The organism is Patescibacteria group bacterium, assembly GCA_023380635.1.
In the GTDB taxonomy this organism is placed as follows: domain Bacteria; phylum Patescibacteriota; class Microgenomatia; order JAMCZE01; family JAMCZE01; genus JAMCRP01.
The window spans coordinates 320369-341913 of record JAMCRP010000001.1 but is presented as its reverse complement, the minus strand read 5'-3'; the positions used below and the strand labels follow the sequence as shown (position 1 = coordinate 341913).

Below are 21545 nucleotides of genomic sequence, written 5' to 3'. Positions count from 1 at the left end.
ATTATGGCGAAACAGCTTAAATTCGGAGCAGACGCAAGGCAGGCCTTATCCTCTGGCGTTGATCAGTTGGCAAAGGCTGTTGTAACTACATTGGGGCCTAAAGGCAGAAATGTGGCTCTGGATAAAAAGTGGGGTGGCCCAAGCGTAATTCATGATGGGGTGACGGTTGCTAAAGATATCGAACTTGAGAATCCATTTGAAAACATGGGGGCCCAGATGGTTAAAGAAGCTGCTAACAAAACAAATGATGTTGCGGGAGATGGGACTACGACAGCCACAGTTCTGGCTCAAGCCATAGTCAATGATGGTCTGAAAAATATTACTGCTGGCGCTAACCCCATGATTGTAAAGAGGGGAATAGATAAAGGTGTCAGTGTCGTCGTCGACGAGCTCAAAAAAATGTCTAAGCCGGTAAAAGGTGATGAAATCAAGCAAGTAGCGATAATTTCTGCTCAAAATGCATTGATCGGGGAAAAAATAGCTGAAGCCCTTCACAAAGTCGGCAAAGACGGCGTAGTGACAGTAGAAGAAGGGAAGGGTCTAGAGTTAGAGCTTGAATACAAGCAAGGGATGGAGTTTGATAAAGGTTATGCTTCGGCCTATTTCGCCACCAACGCCGAGAAAATGGAAGCGGAAGTAGAAAACCCCTACATCTTAATTACCGATAAAAAGATCTCTTCACTGCAGGAGCTTTTGCCGTTCCTGGAAAGTTTGGTCAAGGTCAGTAAAAATCTGGTTATTATTGCTGATGAGATTGAGGGCGAAGCTTTGGCAGTTTTGGTAGTTAATAAGCTTAAGGGCGTCTTTAATGTCTTAGCCGTAAAAGCTCCGGGTTTTGGTGACCGACGCAAGGAGATGTTGCAGGATATTGCTGCGTTAACTGGTGGGGTAGTTATTTCAGAAGACACGGGGCGTAAATTAGATAGTGTTACTTTGCAAGATTGCGGTCAAGCGGATATGGTTTGGTCTGATAAGGACAAAACTCGGATCATAGGAGGGAAAGGTGAAAAGGCTGCAGTTGAAGCGAGAGTAAAGCAAATTAGACAGGAGCTGGAGAATACCACTTCGGATTACGACCGAGAGAAACTCCAGGAGAGATTAGCTAAGTTGATTGGTGGTGTCGCCGTCATTAACGTTGGAGCAGCGACTGAGGTGGAATTAAAAGAGAAGAAAGAGCGGGTTCTTGATGCTGTTGCTGCTACGAAGGCTGCGGTCGAGGAAGGTATTGTTCCTGGAGGTGGGGTAGCGCTTCTTGATATTTCTCAAGAGCTAAGTTCAAAGTTCCTTGAAAATGCAAAAGCCGGTGATGATGAGATTACCGGGATAACTATTCTAAAAAATGCTTTGGAAGAACCATTTAAACAGATAATGAAAAATTCTGGTCTTGAGGCTGGAGAAATGTTAGCCAAAGTAAAGGCTGTTCCTGAACATGGAGTTGGTATAAATATTATGAGCGACAGCCCGGAACCTATTAACATGGTTAAGGCAGGTATTATTGATCCCGTGAAAGTAGTTCGTAGCGCTCTTCAGAACGCTGCTTCTGTGGGAACAATGATCCTGACTACTGAATGTTTAGTAACTGACATTCCGGAAAAAGAAAAGACTCCATCAGTGCCCGGCGGTATGGGTGGCATGGGTGGGGGAATGGATTATTAATAAATCCTGAAAACGTAGCCGCTGGGGCGTTTGAAATATTCGGCGAGTTTTTCTTCAAGGTGAGGCATGTCCCAGCCGGTGTTACAAAATGAAACAAGATCAAAGGCTCCTTTCATTGCTAAAATTTCCGGTTCCGGGTTAAGATTTTTGCGTATATATTCCTCATAAAGCGTCGGCAAGTCTATATACATCCATTTAACTCCCGGGACCATTGGATTCGGACTTTCATCACGATCGACGCAGGTAATATTTTCTGGCCTCCAGCCTCTCTTAACCAACAATTTGGCAATTGGTCCGTCTCCGGCGGCCAGTTCGACTACTTTGGGGTGAGTTTCCGGGGTGACGTGGAATTCGGTAAACTCTTCATTCATCCATCTTTCTGCCGACTCCCGTCCTTTAAGAAAAGAATATCTTCTCCACCATTCGTCTTCTGTATTTTTCTGAGGATGCCTGATGAGGACATCTGGACTATTTGTCATATCTTAGTTTACACCCGGCACGATGTCGGCGGGATTAATGAGCTGTCCGTTCTGGTGGATTTCCAGATGCAGATGCGGACCGGTGGAAAAACCGGTGGAACCGGACAGGCCAATTTCCTCTCCGGCATTAACTTTCTGACCCGGTTCGACTTCGGTCCTGGACAGATGACCATAAAGGGATTCCAGGCCCTCCGCGTGGTCAATAATAATGTGGTTTCCATAACCAAACAGTTCATGGTTAACGGCGACTACCGTTCCCGTCATAATGGCCCGCACCTGGGTTCCGGTAGGAGCGGCCAGATCGGCGCCGGTGTGAAACCAGGAAAAACCGCGGGTTTCGACATCGTAATTAATTGGCTTTTGGATTGAAGCCTTGGTAGTGGCGTCAATAAGCGGGGCAACCGGGCCGGAAACAGCTAGGGCCGCTGAACCGCCGATGTTTGATAAATTATGAATGAGAATAACGGCGGTAGTCAGAGCGACGATCCCGACTCCAGCGGGACGCTTAAGCTCACGCTTTCTAAGCACTAAACGAGCGTACTTGCCCACAATGGAAGTTCCGTTTCGGGTGAACCCAAACAGCTTTCTCAGGCTGCGGAAGATTTTCATATTGGTGGCCTTACGGCCATAAAAAAAGTTCTCACACAACTGCGCGAGAACTGAAAGGATTATAACAGCTATAGGCTGCTAAGTCAAATTCCGGACCGTCACAGTGATCCATTTAGTTTGGCTTATGATATCTTGACAAAACTCTCACTTAAACTTAAATTGATTGTAGGTAAAATCCAAACTAAATTGGTTGATATGACGCGACGAAGGGAGGTGACAAGTTAATGACAAAAGCAGATTTAGTCGATGTGGTTGCTAAAAAAGCGAACCTCACAAACAAAGCCGCCCGGGAATCAGTCCAGGCGATTTTGGATGCCGTTCGTGATGCCTTAAAGAGAGGCGAAAAGGTGGTCGTGACCGGATTCGGAACTTTTTCCGTCCGTTCCCGCGCCGCAAGAACCGGTCGGAATCCGCAGACAGGGGCTTCAATTCAAATTGCCGCCCGCAAGACGCCCGGATTCACCGCTGGTAAAGCTTTAAAGAAAGCTATTAAGTAATTTTATTTAGTAGCTTTTAAACACCAATCCCGCATCGCGGGTTTTGGTGTGTTCTCCGAATTTACGGTTTTCCCAGCTCCGGATAGACCTCGACCATTTTTTGAAGAAATAGTTTTCTAGCGTCAGCAAATGGCGCAGTAATAGAACATCCTGCCGCGGCGCTGTGGCCGCCGCCGCCAAGAGCAATGGCCACCTTGGAAAGATCCGGTCCTTCATATTCGCGTTTGCGGATACTAAACTCCACCGTTCCCGGCAGCGTTTCCAACATGCTCACTCCAATAATCCAACCGGTAACCGACTTGAGAGTGTTTGACAGCTCAAGGTTTTTAGTGTCATCCTTGGCAATCCCGTGTTTTTGTAAGGCGTCATAGGAGACGGCGGCGATAGCCACTTTATTGTTGAAATAATGCTCGACAGAACTTAAGGCCAAGCCTAAAAATTCCAGTTGTTTTGGAGTTTTGGAATTTTCCAGAGCAAAAATTATTTTGAAATAATCCGGGTAAATTCTGGCCAGTTCGCTTCCTGCTAATAAGGTATCGGCGTTAGTCGGCGGGTATTTAAATCCGCCGGTGTCGGAATAAATAGCCGCAAATAAGTTGGCGGCGATATCCGGAGTGATTTCTGCTTTCCACTGCCGCATCAGATCATAAACAATTTGGCCAGCGGCAGGGTAGGTGGTATCCACTAAATTAATGTTGGCAAAATCCGCCTCATTTCGATGGTGGTCAATTTTGACGGTGCGTAATTTTGGCGGAAAGATGATTTCTCCTTCTTTTGAAATTTGACTTAAGGTTGAGCTGTCCAAAGAGAAAAGAAGATCGAATTCCTCCGGCTTAATTTGAAAGTAGTTTTTTTGGACAATTTCCGCTGAGCCGGGAAGGATTTTCATAGATTCGGGGAATATGGAGTCGCCGGCAATGATCGTTACTTGTTTCCCTAAGTTTTTGCACAAAAGATATAGAGCCAAAGCGCTGCCGGCGGAATCCGGGTCCGGCCCGCGGTGTAGATGCATAAGAATCTTATTGGCCTTTTGGATTTCGTCCCAAATCGCCGGGGCGAGTTGTTTAACTTTCTGCGACATGCCGATATTTTATCTTATTTTGCTGACTTGCGCTTGCAGGAAATGAATTTATAGGCGATAATTGTTTTTGCCCCCGATAAAAAGACGGCCTGTCTTTTTTTGCGTGGGAAAAAGTATCATAAATTAATGAAGAAATATCTAGTTGTTTTTAGCAACGCCTTGCAAAGCCTTACTGAGTATAGGGTTAGTCTTTTATTGGATGTAACAAGTAATCTGATCAGCAGCCTAGTTTTGTACCTATTTTGGAGGTTTTTAGCCGGGTCAGGATTGGATATTGCTCCCTATAACCAGGTTACCATCGGCTTCTATTTTTTGCTAGTAGCCGCTGTTTCTACTTTAACCGGCTTTGATACCCAGGGGGTTTCTCAGGATATTCGGGAAGGAGATATTACGCAGCATATTTTGAAGCCAATCAACTATATGTGGATCAGGTTTTTTAACTCCTTGCCGGACAAGTTTCTGAAAGTAACGGTAGCTGTGGCAATAATTGCCACCCTGTGGTTGTTGGGTTTCAGACTGGACATTAATCTGTTCGAGGCGACTGCTTTTATGGTTGTTTTAGCTCTGGCAATGTTGGGAAATTATCTAATATATTTTACTTCCGGTCTGCTGTCCTTTTGGACAATGCAAACTCTTGGCTTGACGCTACTGGTGTCAATTGGTTCATCTCTTGTATCGGGAAGTGTTATTCCACTTGAACTGGTACCACCATTGTTTATTGCGATTTCCAAAGTGTTGCCTTTCCGTTATTTCTTGTTTTTTCCCGTCCAAATTCTTTTAGGAAAAGTACCGCCGGAACAAATCATTACCGGCATACTAATCCAGATAATTTGGATAGTCACCCTTTACCTCTTAAGTATCCTGGTCTGGAAAAGGGGGATAAGACGCTTGGAGGCGGTAGGAATATGAAAACACTCATTCGATATGGCCGGATCTATCTGACGGTTTTAAAAAGCAGCATTATGATGATGCTGGCTTATCGCGCCGATTTTTTTATGTGGACTTTTGTTCACGCCTTTGAGCTGACTATTAATGCCACTTTTTTCAATATTATTTTTCTGCACACCAGCGCCATTGGCGGCTGGAATATTTATCAAGTTTTAATTTTGCTGGGATTTATGGAGTTGACCTTGGGGTTGGGAGGCGTTACTTTTTATCCCATGATGTATGGTTTTGGCCGAATGATTAGGAGAGGCGAATTGGACTGGAAGCTGGTTAAGCCGGTGGATGCGCAATTTCTAGCAACCATTCCCTGGCTTGATGTTTCCGACATGGCCTCAATTCCGTCTGGAATCCTGGTCATGAGTTATGGACTTTTGCATTTAGGATTTCAAAACTTGTTCTTGAATATCGGTTTGTTTGTTGCCAGTCTGTTTCTGGCAATGGTAATTATGTACTCGGCAATCGTTTTGTTACTCTCGCTAGCATTCAAAACTACCAATATAGATTACATCCATTATTTCTATTGGAATATCCAATGGCTGGGCCGATATCCGGTCACAGTCTTTAAAGGGATAACCCATTTTATTTTTATGTTTGTCGTTCCAATTGGACTAATTGCGACCGTGCCGGCACAAACTTTGGCTGGGACATTTAACTGGAGCTATCTTGGAATAGCCTTTGTTTATGCTGTAGGGTTGTTTTGGCTGTCCCGCAAGGTCTTTACCAGAAGCTTGCGGCTCTATTCTTCGGCAAGTTCGTGATATACTAATTTTATGCCGACGATTTTAGTTTCGCATTTATCGAAATACTATCAGGTTCACCAAAAGGAGCCGGGGTTGGCGGGGTCGATAAGGTCGCTATTCCATAGAAAGTACTACGATGTTAAGGCGGTTGATGATGTGTCGTTTGAAATCGGTGAGGGGGAACTGGTGGGTTTCATCGGACCAAACGGAGCGGGAAAAACGACCACGCTAAAAACGCTATCGGGATTACTGTATCCAACCAAAGGCGAGGTCTCCGTTCTGGGCTACACTCCCTGGAAACGCCAGCCCGAGTTTCAAAAACAATTTGCGTTGGTCATGGGCCAGAAAAACCAGTTGTGGTGGGACTTGCCGGCGATTGAAAGTTTTATTCTTAACAAGGAAATCTACGAAGTTCCCAAAGAAAAGTACGAAACAACTCTTAACGAGTTATCAGAACTTCTGGAAGTAAAAGATCTCCTGAAGGTACAAGTGCGTAAGCTTTCGTTGGGCGAACGGATGAAGATGGAGTTGATTGCGGCCCTGATTCATTCTCCTAAAGTACTCTTTTTGGACGAGCCGACAATTGGCTTGGATGTCGTGGCCCAAAAGAAAATGCGCGACTTTATCAAGATTTATAACCAGAAATACAAGTCCACGATCATTTTGACGAGCCACTACATGGATGATGTCAAAGAACTTTGTAAGCGGGTAATCATTATTGATAAGGGTAAAGTTCTGTTTGACGGCCAACTGGATGATATTGTTAAAAAATTTGCCGATCACAAAAATCTGTCAGTGGTTTTGGATAAAGAACTGACCAAAAAACAGATTGAACATTTGGAAAGCCTGGGTGGGATTAAGGAATTTGCTTTCCCGAAACTGGTGTTGCAGGTACCACGGGAGAATTCAAATAAGGTAGCTGCAAAACTGCTCCAGTCGTATCCAATAGCAGACCTAAATATTGAAGAGTCGCAAATTGAGGACATCATCCGCGAAGTCTTCACCGGCAAAGATGTTTCCTAGGCTGCTACAATAGACTTAATGTCTAAGTACTTCACAGTTTTTACGGCTTCATGGCAGAATGAGTTCACCTATCGTCTAAACTTCATTCTTTGGCGGGTGCGAAATATTCTCCGGCTTTTAATGACCTATTTTCTGTGGCGGGGAATTTATGTCACCAACACCAATGTTTTTGGTTACAGCCAGGCGCAAATGCTCACTTATGTTTTCATGGTTTTAATTGTCCAAACTGTCGTGGCCTCGGCTCCTTCGGCGGATAATATTGGTGGTGAGATTAGCGACGGCGATTTATCAAACTATTTGGTCAAGCCGATTGGCTACCTCAAATATTGGTTTACCCGAGATATTGCCAGCAAGTGTCTTAATATGCTCTTTGCCGTTTTTGAGGTGAGTTTACTCTGGTACTTTCTGCGGCCTCAGATTGTGGTGCCCCTGGCCCTTTCAACCTGGCTCGGTTTCTTTTCCAGTTTGGCAGTGGCTGTGGCCCTTTACTATTTAATCAGTGCCTGCGCCCGGTTCGTGGCCTTCTGGATTCCGGAATATACCTGGGGTCTGTCGTTTGTAGTTCTGGTTTTTATGGAAATTCTCGCCGGAAGCATTTTTCCGCTTAATATTTTGCCGGGATGGCTGTACTCTCTGCTTCAGCTGACACCCTTTCCGTATATGGTCTATTTTCCTATCGCCATTTTTTCCGGAAAAATTGTTGGCCAGGAACTTTTACGAATCCTTATTCAGTATTTAATTTGGTTGGGGATAATGTTTTGGTTTACCAAGTGGCTGTGGGCGCGGGGTCTGAAAGTTTATCAAGCAACGGGAAAGTGAGAATTATATGAAAGATATTAAAGTCTGGTGGCGGTTAACGCTAAATTCCTTTCAGCAGGTTTTAAGTAACCGCCCGTTGGTTCTAATCTTCATGACCGGAAAAATTTTGCGGGTAGTGATTTTTCTGGCCTTTCTGGGCTTTTTGTTTCAGGGGACCAAAAGCCTGGCGGGGTATAACCGGGAGCAGATTATTTTCTTCTATTTAGCGTTTAATTTAATCGATACCCTGGGCCAATTGTTCTTTCGGGAGGTCTACCGGTTTCGGCCGCTGGTGGTTTCCGGAGAACTGGACTACATTTTGGTCAAACCCTTAAACACTTTAACCCGGGTCCTGGCGGGCGGGGCGGATGTCATGGATTTATTCATGCTGGTCTTATTAACGATCATTACCTTTACTTTTGCCTTTCAGAATTTTGTGATTACTCCCGTTGATATCCTGCTTTTTATCGTTTTGGCTGCTAACGGCTTACTGATTTCCGCGGCTTTTTACATTTTTGTTTTGGGAATCGGAATTATGACCACTTCGGTTGACCACATGGTCATGATTTACCGCGATTTGGGATCAATGCTGAGAATTCCCGTAGACTTGTACATCGAGCCGATCAGGTTCTTACTGACTTTTGCTCTGCCCTTGGGAATCATGATCACTTTTCCGGCTAAAGCAATGTTGGGAATTTTGCCTATGCAGCTGGTTTTAGTTTCTTTTATTTTTGGAATCACCAGTTTGTCGCTTTCCCTGAAATTCTGGAAGTATGCATTAAAAAAATATTCTTCCGCTTCTTCATGATTAACAAGTTATTGGTAATTACCGGTCCGACGGCCACAGGAAAGACGGCGCTGGGACTAAAACTGGCGGAAAAATTTAATGGAGAAATTATTTCGGCGGATTCCCGGCAGGTCTATAAATTTATGAACATCGCGACGGGCAAAGATACTCAACATTTCCAATGGGGTATCGATTTGGTGACGCCGGATCAACAGTTTAATGTTTCGGATTGGACGAACTATGCAGTAGGAGTAATTGGGGAAATATGGAAGAGAAATAAACTGCCGATAATCGTCGGCGGGACGGGACAATACATTAAAGAACTGCTGCATCCGTCGCCGACACTGCATATACCGCCAGACGAAGAAATTAGAAAGCAACTGTTACATTGTTCCATTGCAGTATTGCAAAATAAATTACGGGAAGCCGATAGAACCAGGTGGGAAAAAATGAATGAATCGGACAGAAATAACCCCAGAAGACTGGTAAGGGCGATAGAAGTGGCGAAGCAGAATATTGAACATAGAATCTTGAATGCGGGGATAGAAGCAAATATTTTGATAATTGGACTGGAGGCGCCATTGGAAGTGCTTTGTCAACGCATTAACAGGCGGGTAGAGGAACGGATAAAGGCCGGAGCTTTGGCAGAAAAAGAAAAGTTATTAAAAATGGGTTATCAACCGAATGCTTTTGGATACCTTGAAAAGAGTATTGAAGAATGGAAGACCCATGAACACCAGTACGCGAAGCGGCAACTAAATTATCTGAAAAAATATCTGCCGGAAATACACTGGTACGATGTCGGAGCTGAAGATGTAGAGCCAACGGTAGCTAAATGGTATAGTGAAAGTAATGGAAGTTAAACGGGCGAAACTGGCCACACAAAAACAGAAAGAAAAGTACGCCGAATATCTGGCGGAAGGGGAAGAAGTGGTAGCGGTTTTTGGCATTGGCGACCGTTATTTTTGGACCAACGCCATAATGCTTGCTCCGTTATCCCTGCTATTAATCGGACTGCCGTTTCTATTAAAAATTGTCCATCTGAAACACTCAAAAACCTATATCCTGACCGACCGGCGGGTTCTGGTCAAAGACGGTGTTTTCTCCATTAAAATTATCACAGCGCCTTATGACAAAATTACCCACATTACTGTCCAGGAGGATTTCTTTAAGAAACTAAGTTACCAAATCGGAGACATTACTATTCACACGGCGGCTGCCGGCTCAGCCCCCGTTGAATTAAATTTAGTTAAAGTCCAATATCCCATGCGGGTCAAAAACTTAATTGAAGAGCTGATCGTCAAAGAGCGGTCGCTCCTTGGGGTAAAGCAAGACGACAGTTTGGTGAAACCGCTGATCTAACTCCCTCTTTACAAGCAGCGGCTAACTATAATATAACAATACTATTATGGCAGATGAACCTGCGGTCCCCGCTAAAAAAATTCTTCTGGTTGATGACGACCAGGCCTTGCGCCAGCTTTACAGTGTCGAGTTGACGGGTCGGCAATACGAGGTTGTTACGGCCGGTGATGGCGATGAAGGCATTGAAAAAGCCAAAAGCGGAAAGCCAGACCTGATCCTTCTGGACATTATGATGCCCAAAACTGACGGGATTGCGGCTTTGTCTAAAATTAAAGCTGATGAAGCCAGTAAAAATATCCCAATAATCATGCTGACCAATTTTGGTCAGGAAAATCTGGTCCAGCAGGCTTTTAGTTTGGGCGCGGTTGATTATCTTCTGAAATATAAAGTTACTCCGGCGGAAATGGCCGAAAAAGTGACCCAAGTATTAAGCGCTAAGCCAGTTCAACTCTAGCCATTCTCCATAAATCCTGCTAATCTAATCTCATGCTGCCCACGGATCCGACGGCTTATCTGACGGTGTTGGCCCTGTTAACCCTGGCGGCTTCATTTGTACAAATCCGCAAGAACGAGACCGATTTGAAAAAACGGCGTAAGGAAATCGACCAAAAGATGTACGAGACGTTAATTTTGCGGGAAGTGGGTGAGCGAATCGGCTACGAATTAAATCTCGAAAAAATTCTCGATACGATTGTCAATTCCTTAGACAAACTTTTGCCTTACAGCGTGGCGGGCTACATGCTGATTTCCTCCGATCAGAACAAAATTAACCTCCGTTTCCATTTGGAGGAAAGCGTAAACCGGAAGTTTTTGGATGACACCCGCGGGCACATGTTGGAAGCTCTGAGTAAAGCTACCGGGAAAACCTATGGAACTGACGCGGTTTCAGAAACTCTGACCGGAACAATTGTTGACGAGGGAATAAGAGAAAGTTTGTCATCGCTTTGGCTGGTGCCACTGTCAATTAACACCCGCGGTATCGGGGTTTTGGGGATTGCCAGTAAAAAACAGGGTTTGTATCGGGGACCGGAAATGGAGGTTTTAAATAAAATTCTGGCCCAGGCTAACCGGGCAGTGGCTAATCTGGAAAAGGTTTTAGCCACCGAAGAAGAGAAACTTAATTCCATGGTAACCTCGATGGCTGACGGAGTGTTAATGTTGGACGCCAATATAGCCCTCGTAGTGATTAACCCGGCGGCGGCGGAGCTTTTGGGTCTTTCCAAAGATAAGAAACTAACTATTTTAGATGTGGCGGCCAGTTTGTCAGACAAGATTGACTTGCGGGCCAAAATTGAGGAGAGTGTTTCCGGCAATAAATTGGTGGTGTTTGAAAATTTGCGGGTGGGGGACAAAATTTCCCAGCTCTTAATTTCTCCGGTGAAAGACGAGGGTGGCCGGATTTTGGGAACGGTAGTTTTGTTCCACGACATTACCGCTCAAAAGCAGTTGGAACGGGTACGGGAGGAATTCACTGCCATGATGGTTCACGAACTGCGGGCGCCGCTGACGGTGGTTCGGGGAGCGACGGACATGTTTTTGCGCGATCCGAATATCGCTTCTCAACAACAAGGCCAGGATCTTCTTAAAACCATGCAAAGCTCGGCGGCGACAATGTTGACCCTGGTAAATGACCTTCTGGACGCGGCCAAAATTGAAGCTGGAAAGTTTCAGATTCTTAAAACTGCCGGCGATATTTCCGCGGTGGTTGCTGACAGAGTTTTGTTCTTTACCCAGATGGCTAATCCCAAATCCATTACTCTGGCTCAGGAAGAGGTGGAGCCCGGCCTGAATGCCGAGTTTGACCGGGACCGGATTTCCCAGGTCTTAAATAATTTTCTTTCCAACGCCATTAAATTTACTCCCATTGGCGGCAAAATTACGGTCTCCGCCTATAAAATAAACAGTGCTAATGATATACATTGGCGTTTTGCTGAGGGTAAACCGGCCGACGCCGCCATTAAATCTTCTGCAATAATCATTTCCGTTTCCGATACCGGCATGGGGATTGCTCCGGAAGCTTTACCGGAACTTTTTTCCAAATTCAAACAGCTCCAGCCTTCCGATGCTTCACATAATAAAGGCACCGGGCTGGGTTTGGTGATCGCCAAGGGAATAGTGGAAAGTCATGGGGGAACAATTTTTGTCCAGTCCAAAGTTAATGAAGGAACCACTTTTTATATTGTCTTGCCACAAACAGCGCCGGTACCAGCCGCATAAACTTTTTTAGTTTAAAAGAAGGTAGGAAATGGGTAAAATTGGCCATTTTGTGCTTGACAATTAGCAAATCGGGTAGTAGACTGCTAACTACAAGAAATGCAAAAAACCTCAGTTTTACCGGTAGCGCCGCTTCGCGACGGACCCGTTTTTCCTTACACGGATGTCCCGCTGGTTTTTGGCCGCAGTAAAAGCGTGGCGGCTCTAAAAAGTGCGGCGGACACCAACCGTCTGATCTTTGTGACTGGTCAGAAAGATCCGGCTGAAGCCGACCCCGCCCAGACCAGTCTCTATGAAACCGGAACCATCTGCCAGATTAAGCATATTTTCCAAAGTGAATCCGAAGTGAATGTTTTGGTTTCCGGTGTTTCCCGGGCCAAGATTGTCAGACTTCAGAATATGAACGATTTTCTGGTGGCAGAAGTAGAAGAAATTCCTGATGAAGAATTTACCAATGATCCGGAAGTTGACGCTCTGGCCACTCATGTTACCCAGGAATTTCAAAACGCCATCCGGCTTGGCCGGGGTTTTGATTTCTTCGTTCTGATGCGGGTAACTTCGGGCCTCGGACCCGCGGAGCTGGCTAATCAAATGGCTCAGGTTCTGGATTTCACTTCGGTGGAAAGACAGACTCTTTTAGAAGAAACCAATGTCAAAAACCGTCTGCAAAAAGTTGCTGATCAGTTGGCAAAAGAAATTAATGTTATTGAACTGGAAAGAAAAATCATTTCCAGCAGTCAGCAGAAGTTCGACAAGAATATTAAGGAAAATCTCTTAAAAGAGCGCAAACGGGCGATTGAAGAAGAATTAGGGGAAATGGACGAAGAGACAAACGAGGTTAAGGAACTGGAAGTCAAAGCCAAGAAAGCCGGGATGCCGGAAGAGGTTTTGAAAAAGACTCTCAAGGAAATTAAACGGCTGGAGCGGATGAGTAATATGAATCCGGAAGCGGGTTACATCCGCACCTATGTTGAATGGCTCCTGGACATGCCCTGGAAATCAACCACTATTAACGGTACCGATATTACTAAGGCTCAGAAGGTTTTGGATGAAGATCATTATGGTTTGGAAAAAGTCAAAGAGCGGATTGTCGAATATCTGGCCGTGATGAAACTGAAAAATGCCCAGAAATCCGCCTCTGGCGGACCAGTTACTGACGACGGCGTGCCTCGGGCTACAAGTCTTGATGGTGAGGAAGAAAAAGAAGCCGCACCAAGTCTGCCTTCGGAAGGTAAAAAACGCAAAGCTTCGACACCGACTATTCTTTGTTTTGTCGGACCGCCGGGCGTGGGAAAAACATCTCTTGGTAAATCGATTGCCCGGGCTTTAGGTCGCAAGTTCGTCCGAGTGTCTTTGGGCGGTGTTCGGGACGAAGCGGAAATCCGTGGTCACCGGCGCACTTATGTCGGAGCCATGCCGGGCCGGATCCTGCAAGGAATGAAACAGGCAGGGAGTAAAAACCCGGTTTTCATGCTCGACGAGATTGATAAACTCGGTAATGACTTTCACGGTGATCCGTCAGCAGCCCTTTTAGAAGCTTTGGATCCGGAGCAAAATTATGCTTTTTCGGACCATTATCTCGAAGTGGCCTACGACCTTTCCGAAGTAATTTTTATTACCACGGCTAATGTTTTGGAAACCATTCCACCGGCTCTTCTTGACCGGCTGGAAATTATTCATTTCCCGGGCTACACCAGCGCGGAAAAGTTTTCTATTGCGAAAAAATACCTGATTCCCAAACAATTGGAAGCCAATGGTCTGGTGGCGAGCCAGGTAGAAATAACAGACAAAGCCCTGGAAACGATTATCACCCGCTACACCAAAGAAGCCGGAGTGCGTAATCTCGAGCGGGAAATCGCGACGGTTTTTCGCAAAGTTGCCAAGAAAATTGCGGAGAAAGATACCGGCAAGAAAATTGAAGTTTTACCCGACGATCTGCACAAATATCTTGGCCCCTATAAATTCACTTCCACGATAGCCGAGCGCAAGGATGAAATCGGTTTATCGACGGGATTGTTCTGGACCCAGGCGGGCGGCGGAATACTTCTTATCGAAGTGGCGACTATGCCGGGCAAGGGCACATTGACCTTGACTGGACAGTTGGGAGATGTAATGCAGGAGTCAGCCAGGGCAGCCTTATCTTTTGTCAGGTCCCGCTGGAAAGAGCTTGGTCTGGATGAAAAGTTATTCCAAAAAATTGATATCCACGTTCACGTGCCGGAAGGAGCCATTCCGAAGGACGGTCCCTCGGCGGGGACTGCCATTACTACTGCCTTAGCATCAGCTTTAACTAAAACTCCGGTAAAAAAGTTTGTCGGCATGACTGGGGAAGTGACGCTACGCGGTCGGGTCCTCGAAATCGGCGGCGTTAAAGAAAAAGTGATCGGCGCCCATCTGGCCGGGATAAAGACAATCGTTCTGCCTAAAGATAATCAGAAAGATCTTGAAGACATTCCGGGCTACATTCTCAAGGATTTGGAATTTAAATTTGTTGAGAGCATGGACGAAGTGTTAAATATTGCTTTAACTAAAGCCAATGGTAAAACCAAACTTCCGGCAAAAAGTTCTCGCCGTAGTCGCATCTATCCCGAAAGGCAGCGTCTCTACTTACGGGCGCGTCGCTAGACTGGCTGGTTCACCAAAAGCCGCGAGAGCGGTAGGAAATATTCTTCATAATAATTCTGACCCCGACCGCATTCCTTGCCACCGGGTAGTCTCAAGTACTGGTAAGCTCTCCTGTAAATACGCTTTCGGTGGTATTGAAGTTCAAACTAGAAAGTTACAAACAGAGGGAGTAAAAGTTATCTCCGGACGCGTTGCAGTTTAGCGACATAGACAATATCTAATACCTCTCCTTTTCCATCCTCAAATTGGTTGGAGTTGGTCAGCTCATGGTATTGCTGCAGATATTGGGAAAGTGATTCGCGAGCGGCTTTCATGTCAGCCGTTAAATCTTTAACTTTTTCTGATAGTTCGCGCATGTTCGGTTGCTGCATCAGTTGTTTTTTGGTTGCCAGCTTTACTTTTGTGGCCTCTTTAGCGGCGTCAGAATGTTTTTTATAGGTTTCGTCATTATTCAGGGCATCTTCAATCATTTGTTTATGTTCCGTCAGGAGCCGTTTGTTTTCATTGATCTGACCGAGGTAGTTTTGGATGAGGTTGGTGACCGTCACCAAAGTATCAGCATCCCCATTCGCGGTCACTTCGCCCTCTACGATTTGTTGAGTGTTATCTTCGTCCATAGCAGTTAAATATATGCTAATATCGATATAAAGTTCAAGAGATCAAACATGAACAAATATTTACGTTTTAGCGTTTTTCTTCTGATAATTCTCGGAATTTTGGACACGGTGTATCTGACGTGGGAACATTTTGGGAGTTTTGTGCCACCATGTCCTGCTCACTCAATACTTGGCAGTTGGGTTGATTGCGGCAAAGTACTGCGTAGCTCCTACTCCGTACTTTTCGGAGTGCCACTGGCTGTTTGGGGACTGGGATATTATTTTTTTTTGCTGGGAGTTTTCTTTTTTAAACCAAAACTGTTGCTTTTGATCACGCCATTTGGACTATTGTTTTCACTATACCTTTTGTATCTGCAATTTTTCGTCTTGCACGCCATTTGTCTCTATTGCACTGGTTCGGCGGCGATAAATTTGCTACTATTCTTGGTTACATGGTCTGTGAAGTTATCTTTGATGTGGAAACCAAAAAATTCTTCGACGAAATCGACGGTCACGACCCCGCCGATTTAGGCGTTTCCATTGTCTCCCTCTATACCCGTCAATTAAATGACAATCTGGAAGAAACTTCCGGGGAAATGCTTTCTTTTTTCGAAAAAGATTTTGAGAAGATGTGGAATTATTTTCTGAAGGCGGACCGGGTGATCGGTTTCAATTCTTTGCATTTTGATGTTCCGGCCCTTAAGCCTTACGCGCCGGCGCAATTCTCAAAACTTTCCCATTTCGACATTTTGGCCGAATTAAAAGATGCTTCCGGCCGAAGAGTATCTCTAAACTCTGTGGCCAAAGAAACCCTGGGAGAAGCCAAAATTGACCGCGGGGAAAACGCCATAAAATATTTTACCGCCGGTGATCCGGAAAGTCTGGCGAAACTGCAGAAATATTGCGAGATGGATGTGGAAATCACCCGGAAGATTTACGATCACGGACGAAAACACAAACAACTAAAATATAAAGATTTCTGGAACACGGTTCGGACCGTAGATGTGGATTTTTCGTACCCGGCAAACTTTACTATCGCGGCAAAACAGGAGAGCTTGTTTTAAGCTGTGGCTTTGTAGGCCAAATAAATTCCCAGAAGTCCCCCGATAATGCTGCCAATAATGCCCCAGAAAGACAGAAAATCCGCTCCCAATAATACGGGAACATAGCCGCCGATCGTTGAACCAACCGCCATTCCCAACATGATCAGGGACTTATTGGGCATGATTCAATCTTAGCACTTCTGCCGGGTTAAACCAGGCGGAAAGTTCGGCAGGAGAATTAACATAGCCGCGAAAATTTATACCCGCGCCTTTATGAATGGCAAAATGCAAATGCTTGCGCTCGTAGTCTGTTTGGGAAGAACAGGCATTACCTAATACTGCCAGTTTTTGCCCGGCACTGACAGCCGATCCTTTATTTACTGACAGACTATTTATATTAATATGGCCGTAGAGAGCGGTGACTTCCTGGCTGTCAATGTTAGTCCTCTCTATAACAACGCCGCCATAGCCCGAAACCGTCCCCGCATAAACAATTTTACCGTCACTTATAGCATAGACAGGAACGGGTATCTCCAGTTCGTTTGGAAATACTTCTAAGTCATCACCGGTATGGTAACCGGTAAAAGGGGCGCCGCAGGGGAGTTTTTGGGCATCTGCGGGGGTAACGTATTGCCCAAAGCTTTTGACGGAAATCCGCTGATCAAATTTAGAAATCGGGTAAAAATATTTCGAAGTAGCGGAGTGGGTAGCGGGCGGCTGGGTAACTTGTGTTGGTGCAGACAAAGGAGGCTCAGGCCTAAGATAAAAAATATACCCGGCAACAAATAAAAGTCCTCCCGTCAGGAGAAAGAGAACTTTGCGCATGGTTATAGTTTACCTTATGTGGGGCGAAAACCGCGGGGAGTGGCGCCCCGGCCGGCGGCAAAGAGTAATCGGGCGATGATGGCCAGAATTAATCCGCCAACGACGGCGGCCACCAGACCCTGAATGCTGAAACCAATAATGGTGGTCCCTAAAACTGCTGAGGAGATAAATCCGCCGATGATGGCGCCAACAATGCCTAGGATTACTGTTCCGATAATGCCGCCCCGGACATCGGTCGGATCAATCAGGTGAACAATAAATCCGGCAATAAAGCCAAAGATAATCCAGGCGAGAATATTTACCGGGTTAGCAAGAAGCGCATTAATCGTATCCATGCAGAGAATAGTAGAAAACAAGTTTGAGTAAGAGGTTAAGGGGATTTAAGTATTATGTAATAATATTTTACCTCTTGACATATCCCCCCATGGGGGATACATTAATTTCATGGACAAAACTTTGCATCGGCTGAAAATTGCTCAGGGCCATCTGAATAAAGTGGTAAAAATGTATGAAGGAGGAGAATACTGCATTGATATTCTGCTGCAATCTCAAGCTGTCCAAAAGGCCCTTAAAGAAATTGACAATCTGGTTCTGGAGAACCATTTGAAAACTTGTGTCGCGGATTCTATCAAAAAGGGGAAAACTGAAGAGGTTATCACCGAGGTTATGCGGGTTATGGATAAGAAGTAATTAAGTTTAATGGCCAATCAAAAGACGACCATCGAAATTTCCGGAATGCACTGCCGTTCCTGCGAAATTTTAATTGAAGAAAAACTGCGTCAGGTGCCGGGTATTAGCAAAGTAGCCGTTAGTCAACATAAAGGTATCGCGCATATTTTCCACGAAGAAACATTAGACCTTGTTCGGGTGGAAGAGGCAGTCACGGCGGCCGGTTACCGTTTGGGCCGCAGTGTTGAAAAACCATTTTTGTCAGTAAACGCAAAAGATTATCAGGATTTGGTAATCGCGGCCGTTATCGCTCTCGGTCTATATTTTCTTGCCCGGGTTTTTGGTTTGTTTAACCTTAGTGTCGGCGGTCCCGGAGGTTATTCCAGTTTGCCGGTAGTGTTACTAGTGGGTTTGACAGCTGGTTTTTCGACATGTATGGCACTGGTTGGCGGCCTGGTTTTGGGAGCCTCAGTAAGATATGCCGAAGCGCATCCTTCGGCTAGTTCCGTTCAAAAATTCCGCCCGCATCTTCTTTTTAATGCCGGACGGATTGGGGGTTTTTTTATTCTCGGCGGGATAATCGGACTTGCGGGTTCAGTTTTCCAGTTATCGCCGCTGGTTTTAGGACTACTAACAATAATCGTCGGAATGGTAATGCTAATGCTCGGTCTTCAGCTGACAGGCATTTTCCCGGCGGTAAAATCTATGAGCGTCAGATTGCCGGTTAATTTTAAGCTGGAAAATCCGGTGCTTTTGGGTGCCGTAACTTTCTTTCTGCCTTGTGGTTTTACCCAAGCGATGCAACTCTTCGCGATTTCTTCCGGCAGCGCGGTGACAGGAGCGGTGACCATGGGATTTTTCGCTATCGGCACAGCTCCGGGACTTTTGGGGATCGGCGGCCTGACAAGTATTGCCAAGGGAACGTTCGGGCGGCTTCTGTTTAAAACGGCAAGTTTAGTAATTTTGGCTATGGCCTTGTTTAATCTTTCCAACGGTTTTAATCTGGTTGGTTTTAATCCCGGAGATATCCTGGCCACAATGTTTTCAGTAAAAAGCGATACGACTCCGGCGGTTGTGGCAGCGATCGAAAATGGAGTCCAGACGGTCAACATGACTCAGGACGGATCCGGCTATCACCCTAATAGTTTTAATGTTAAAGTCGGAGTGCCGGTGAAATGGGTTATTAATTCGACGGATGCCTATACCTGCGCCAGCAGTTTACTGATGCCGCAATACAATATCCGCCGCGCGCTTTCCCAAGGCCAGAATATTATCGAATTTACGCCCACGGAAAAAGGAACGATTCAGTTTACCTGTTCCATGGGCATGTATCGGGGGGTGTTTAATGTCAGCAACTGACCTTTCCATTACCGGAATGCACTGCGCTTCCTGCGCGCTTTTGATCGAACAATCATTAAACAAAACTAAAGGTGTGCAAAAAGCAAATGTTAATTATGCCGCCGAAAAAGCCCGGGTAACCTTTGATGATTCCCAAACAACAATTGAGGATCTGGTGAAGGCAGTGGAAAAAGCCGGTTATAAAGCTGCCCTGAAAGAAAATCCTCTCCAGCATGAAGAGGAAACAGTCCTTTTTAAAAAGAAATTTATTGCCGCTTTAATTCTGTCCTTGCCTCTTTTGGTATTCATGTTTTGGAAGCCGCCATTTTATGAATATATTTCTTTAATACTGGCTACCCCTATACAGTTTCTTATCGGTAAATCTTTTTACCAAAGCGCCTGGTCGGCCTTGCGAATGAAAACTTTCAACATGGATTCTTTAATCGCCATTGGGACTTCGGTAGCCTATTTTTATAGTCTCATCAATTTAATTCTGGGTAACAGCGATCTATATTTTGAGACGGCGGCGTTTTTAATTACGTTTGTCATTTTAGGAAAATATTTGGAAGCCAAAGCCAAAGGGCGAACATCTGATGCGATTAAAAAATTGATGGGTCTGCAAGCGAAAACCGCCAGGCTGGCAAATGGCAAAGATATTCCCATCGAAGAAGTAAAAACCGGAGACATTCTTCTTGTTCGGCCGGGAGAAAAAGTTCCGGTAGACGGCGTCATAGTAAAGGGCAGCTCTTCGATAGATGAATCAATGGTGACGGGAGAAAGTTTACCGGTCGAAAAACAGATTAAAGACACGGTTATCGGGGCGACGATGAACAAAACCGGCAGCTTTGAATTTAAAGCGACCAAAGTGGGAGCGGAAACGATGCTGGCCCAAATCATAAAATTAGTGGAAGAAGCCCAGGGGTCGAAAGCCCCGATCCAGGCCTTCGCGGACAGAATCTCTTCATATTTTGTTCCGGCGGTAATCGGGATTGCTATTCTCACTTTTGTAATTTGGTATTTGATTCTTGGTACTTCTCTGACATTTGCTCTGATGGCTTTTACCGCGGTCATTGTCATCGCCTGTCCTTGTGCTTTGGGTCTGGCCACGCCTACGGCTATCATGGTCGGTACCGGCAAGGGAGCGGAAAACGGAATTTTGGTTAAAGGCGGGGAACCGTTGGAGGCGGCGGAAAAAATTAACGCGATTGTTTTTGATAAAACCGGAACGATCACCCATGGCAAGCCCGAAGTCACGGACATTATTGGGAATAAAGAAACGCTTAAAATCGCGGCCAGTCTGGAAAAACACTCGGAGCATGCTTTGGCGGAAGCGATTGTTAACAAAGCCAAAGAAGACAAATTAACTCTCAGCGAAGTAACAAAGTTTAAAGCCATTCCGGGACAGGGGATTGAAGGCTACATTGGTAAAACCAAATATTTTTTCGGCCGGCCGAAATTAACTTCGGAAATTGAAAACCTGGAAAAACAAGGAAAAACGGTCATGTCGCTAACCGCCAACGGCAAAGTTTTGGGCAGCGTTGCGGTGGCTGATACCGTTAAAGATACTTCTAAAGAAGCGGTCGAAAAACTGCAAAAGTCGGGCATTGCCGTTTACATGATTACCGGCGACAACGCCCGGACGGCCAAAGCCATTGCTTCTCAGGTGGGCATCACTAATATCCTGTCCGAAGTGCTGCCGGAAGACAAGGCTAATGAAGTGAAAAAACTTCAGGAAGCCGGCAAAAAAGTGGCTATGGTCGGGGACGGGATAAACGACGCGCCGGCGTTGGCGCAAGCGGACCTGGGAATTGCCATGGGATCCGGAACGGATGTGGCCATGGAAAGCGGCGGAATTGTGATTATTAAAAATGACTTACGAGATGTGGCCAACGCGATTGATCTTTCCAAAACCACGATGAACAAAATTAAACAAAACATGTTTTTTGCTCTCTTTTATAATGTCATTGGGATTCCGATCGCGGCCCGGGTCTTTATGTTTGCGGGGCTCATTTTGCGGCCTGAATTGGCCGGACTGGCGATGGCTTTAAGTTCTGTTTCGGTTGTCAGTAATTCGCTGCTGCTTCGGGGATATCAACCGGGGAAGAAAAATCTCATCTCGGCCTACGCGCCGATTATCATGGTGGCTCTTTTCGCTCTTCTTTTTGTTCAATTCGCCCGTTTCAGCTCGGGAATAACGGGAATGAAATGAACTAAGGAGTTACATCGGCGATTAGCTGAGGGTTAGTGGCAAAAAATTC

At 45.5% G+C, this 21545-nt stretch carries 24 protein-coding genes; 17 read left to right on the top strand and 7 right to left on the bottom strand.

Annotation, left to right across the window (positions count from 1 at the left end; all coding sequences use genetic code 11):
- The first annotated feature begins 3 nt into the window (after positions 1-3).
- Positions 4-1656, top strand: a complete 1653-nt coding sequence (gene groL / locus M1403_01920) for a chaperonin GroEL (GenBank protein ID MCL4397765.1) — start codon at positions 4-6, stop codon at positions 1654-1656.
- Here the strand turns inward: groL and M1403_01915 are convergent.
- Positions 1653-2135, bottom strand: coding sequence for a hypothetical protein (locus M1403_01915; protein ID MCL4397764.1), 483 nt, complete (start codon positions 2133-2135; stop codon positions 1653-1655). The genes groL and M1403_01915 overlap by 4 nt on opposite strands.
- 3 nt (positions 2136-2138) lie before the next feature.
- The gene (locus M1403_01910; GenBank protein ID MCL4397763.1) at positions 2139-2744 is read right to left on the bottom strand and encodes a M23 family metallopeptidase; all 606 of its coding nucleotides are present in this window, start codon (positions 2742-2744) and stop codon (positions 2139-2141) included.
- A gap of 224 nt (positions 2745-2968) precedes the next feature.
- Here M1403_01910 and M1403_01905 point away from each other — a divergent pair, with 224 nt between their 5' ends.
- Positions 2969-3241 carry an HU family DNA-binding protein gene (locus tag M1403_01905; GenBank protein ID MCL4397762.1) on the top strand — a complete coding sequence of 91 codons (273 nt, stop codon included), beginning with the start codon at positions 2969-2971 and terminating at the stop codon, positions 3239-3241.
- A gap of 61 nt (positions 3242-3302) precedes the next feature.
- Here the strand turns inward: M1403_01905 and M1403_01900 are convergent, their stop codons facing one another.
- Positions 3303-4322, bottom strand: coding sequence for a DHH family phosphoesterase (locus tag M1403_01900; protein MCL4397761.1), 1020 nt, complete (start codon positions 4320-4322; stop codon positions 3303-3305).
- Positions 4323-4448: 126 nt separating this feature from the next.
- Between M1403_01900 and M1403_01895 the strand changes: the two genes are divergently transcribed.
- From M1403_01895 to M1403_01845, 11 genes are all read left to right on the top strand, one after another.
- Positions 4449-5231: an ABC-2 family transporter protein gene (locus M1403_01895; GenBank protein ID MCL4397760.1), complete on the top strand. Its 783-nt coding sequence runs from the start codon at positions 4449-4451 to the stop codon at positions 5229-5231.
- Complete coding sequence (locus M1403_01890) at positions 5228-6025, top strand: ABC-2 family transporter protein (GenBank protein MCL4397759.1); 798 nt, start codon at positions 5228-5230, stop codon at positions 6023-6025. The genes M1403_01895 and M1403_01890 overlap by 4 nt, the downstream gene beginning before the upstream one ends.
- A gap of 12 nt (positions 6026-6037) precedes the next feature.
- Entirely contained in the window at positions 6038-7030 is a 993-nt protein-coding gene (locus tag M1403_01885; GenBank protein MCL4397758.1) for an ABC transporter ATP-binding protein, read from the top strand.
- 18 nt (positions 7031-7048) lie between these two features.
- Positions 7049-7849, top strand: a complete 801-nt coding sequence (locus tag M1403_01880) for an ABC-2 family transporter protein (protein MCL4397757.1) — start codon at positions 7049-7051, stop codon at positions 7847-7849.
- 7 nt (positions 7850-7856) lie between these two features.
- Complete coding sequence (locus M1403_01875; GenBank protein MCL4397756.1) at positions 7857-8636, top strand: ABC-2 family transporter protein; 780 nt, start codon at positions 7857-7859, stop codon at positions 8634-8636.
- Positions 8633-9478 carry a tRNA (adenosine(37)-N6)-dimethylallyltransferase MiaA gene (locus M1403_01870; protein MCL4397755.1) on the top strand — a complete coding sequence of 282 codons (846 nt, stop codon included), beginning with the start codon at positions 8633-8635 and terminating at the stop codon, positions 9476-9478. The genes M1403_01875 and M1403_01870 overlap by 4 nt, the downstream gene beginning before the upstream one ends.
- The gene (locus M1403_01865; protein ID MCL4397754.1) at positions 9468-9977 is read left to right on the top strand and encodes a PH domain-containing protein; all 510 of its coding nucleotides are present in this window, start codon (positions 9468-9470) and stop codon (positions 9975-9977) included. Before M1403_01870 ends, M1403_01865 begins: the two co-directional genes overlap by 11 nt.
- A 46-nt stretch (positions 9978-10023) precedes the next feature.
- Positions 10024-10431: a response regulator gene (locus tag M1403_01860; protein ID MCL4397753.1), complete on the top strand. Its 408-nt coding sequence runs from the start codon at positions 10024-10026 to the stop codon at positions 10429-10431.
- A gap of 32 nt (positions 10432-10463) precedes the next feature.
- Positions 10464-12194 (top strand): ATP-binding protein, encoded by a 1731-nt coding sequence (locus tag M1403_01855; GenBank protein MCL4397752.1) that lies wholly within the window; start codon positions 10464-10466, stop codon positions 12192-12194.
- A gap of 96 nt (positions 12195-12290) precedes the next feature.
- Complete coding sequence (gene lon, locus M1403_01850) at positions 12291-14816, top strand: endopeptidase La (GenBank protein MCL4397751.1); 2526 nt, start codon at positions 12291-12293, stop codon at positions 14814-14816.
- Positions 14728-15018, top strand: coding sequence for an MGMT family protein (locus tag M1403_01845; protein MCL4397750.1), 291 nt, complete (start codon positions 14728-14730; stop codon positions 15016-15018). Before lon ends, M1403_01845 begins: the two co-directional genes overlap by 89 nt.
- Here M1403_01845 and M1403_01840 read toward each other — a convergent pair.
- Positions 14993-15433, bottom strand: a complete 441-nt coding sequence (locus M1403_01840) for a hypothetical protein (GenBank protein MCL4397749.1) — start codon at positions 15431-15433, stop codon at positions 14993-14995. The two genes, M1403_01845 and M1403_01840, sit on opposite strands and share 26 nt — an antisense overlap.
- A gap of 431 nt (positions 15434-15864) precedes the next feature.
- Here M1403_01840 and M1403_01835 point away from each other — a divergent pair, with 431 nt between their 5' ends.
- Positions 15865-16476 (top strand): ribonuclease H-like domain-containing protein, encoded by a 612-nt coding sequence (locus tag M1403_01835; GenBank protein ID MCL4397748.1) that lies wholly within the window; start codon positions 15865-15867, stop codon positions 16474-16476.
- On the opposite strand, the gene M1403_01830 is transcribed toward M1403_01835, so the two are convergent.
- From M1403_01830 to M1403_01820, 3 genes are read right to left on the bottom strand one after another with little or no spacing between them, the layout of a single operon-like run.
- Positions 16473-16637, bottom strand: coding sequence for a hypothetical protein (locus tag M1403_01830; GenBank protein MCL4397747.1), 165 nt, complete (start codon positions 16635-16637; stop codon positions 16473-16475). The two genes, M1403_01835 and M1403_01830, sit on opposite strands and share 4 nt — an antisense overlap.
- Complete coding sequence (locus M1403_01825) at positions 16627-17280, bottom strand: M23 family metallopeptidase (GenBank protein ID MCL4397746.1); 654 nt, start codon at positions 17278-17280, stop codon at positions 16627-16629. The genes M1403_01830 and M1403_01825 overlap by 11 nt, the downstream gene beginning before the upstream one ends.
- Positions 17281-17294: 14 nt before the next feature.
- Positions 17295-17615 carry a GlsB/YeaQ/YmgE family stress response membrane protein gene (locus M1403_01820; GenBank protein MCL4397745.1) on the bottom strand — a complete coding sequence of 107 codons (321 nt, stop codon included), beginning with the start codon at positions 17613-17615 and terminating at the stop codon, positions 17295-17297.
- Positions 17616-17724: 109 nt separating this feature from the next.
- On the opposite strand from M1403_01820, the gene M1403_01815 reads away from it, so the two are divergent.
- The 3 genes from M1403_01815 to cadA are packed head-to-tail and all read left to right on the top strand — an operon-like array spanning position 17725 to position 21496.
- Positions 17725-17970: a metal-sensitive transcriptional regulator gene (locus tag M1403_01815; protein MCL4397744.1), complete on the top strand. Its 246-nt coding sequence runs from the start codon at positions 17725-17727 to the stop codon at positions 17968-17970.
- A gap of 9 nt (positions 17971-17979) precedes the next feature.
- Positions 17980-19308 (top strand): sulfite exporter TauE/SafE family protein, encoded by a 1329-nt coding sequence (locus M1403_01810; GenBank protein ID MCL4397743.1) that lies wholly within the window; start codon positions 17980-17982, stop codon positions 19306-19308.
- Positions 19295-21496 (top strand): cadmium-translocating P-type ATPase, encoded by a 2202-nt coding sequence (gene cadA, locus M1403_01805; GenBank protein ID MCL4397742.1) that lies wholly within the window; start codon positions 19295-19297, stop codon positions 21494-21496. Before M1403_01810 ends, cadA begins: the two co-directional genes overlap by 14 nt.
- The last annotated feature ends 49 nt before the right edge of the window (positions 21497-21545 follow it).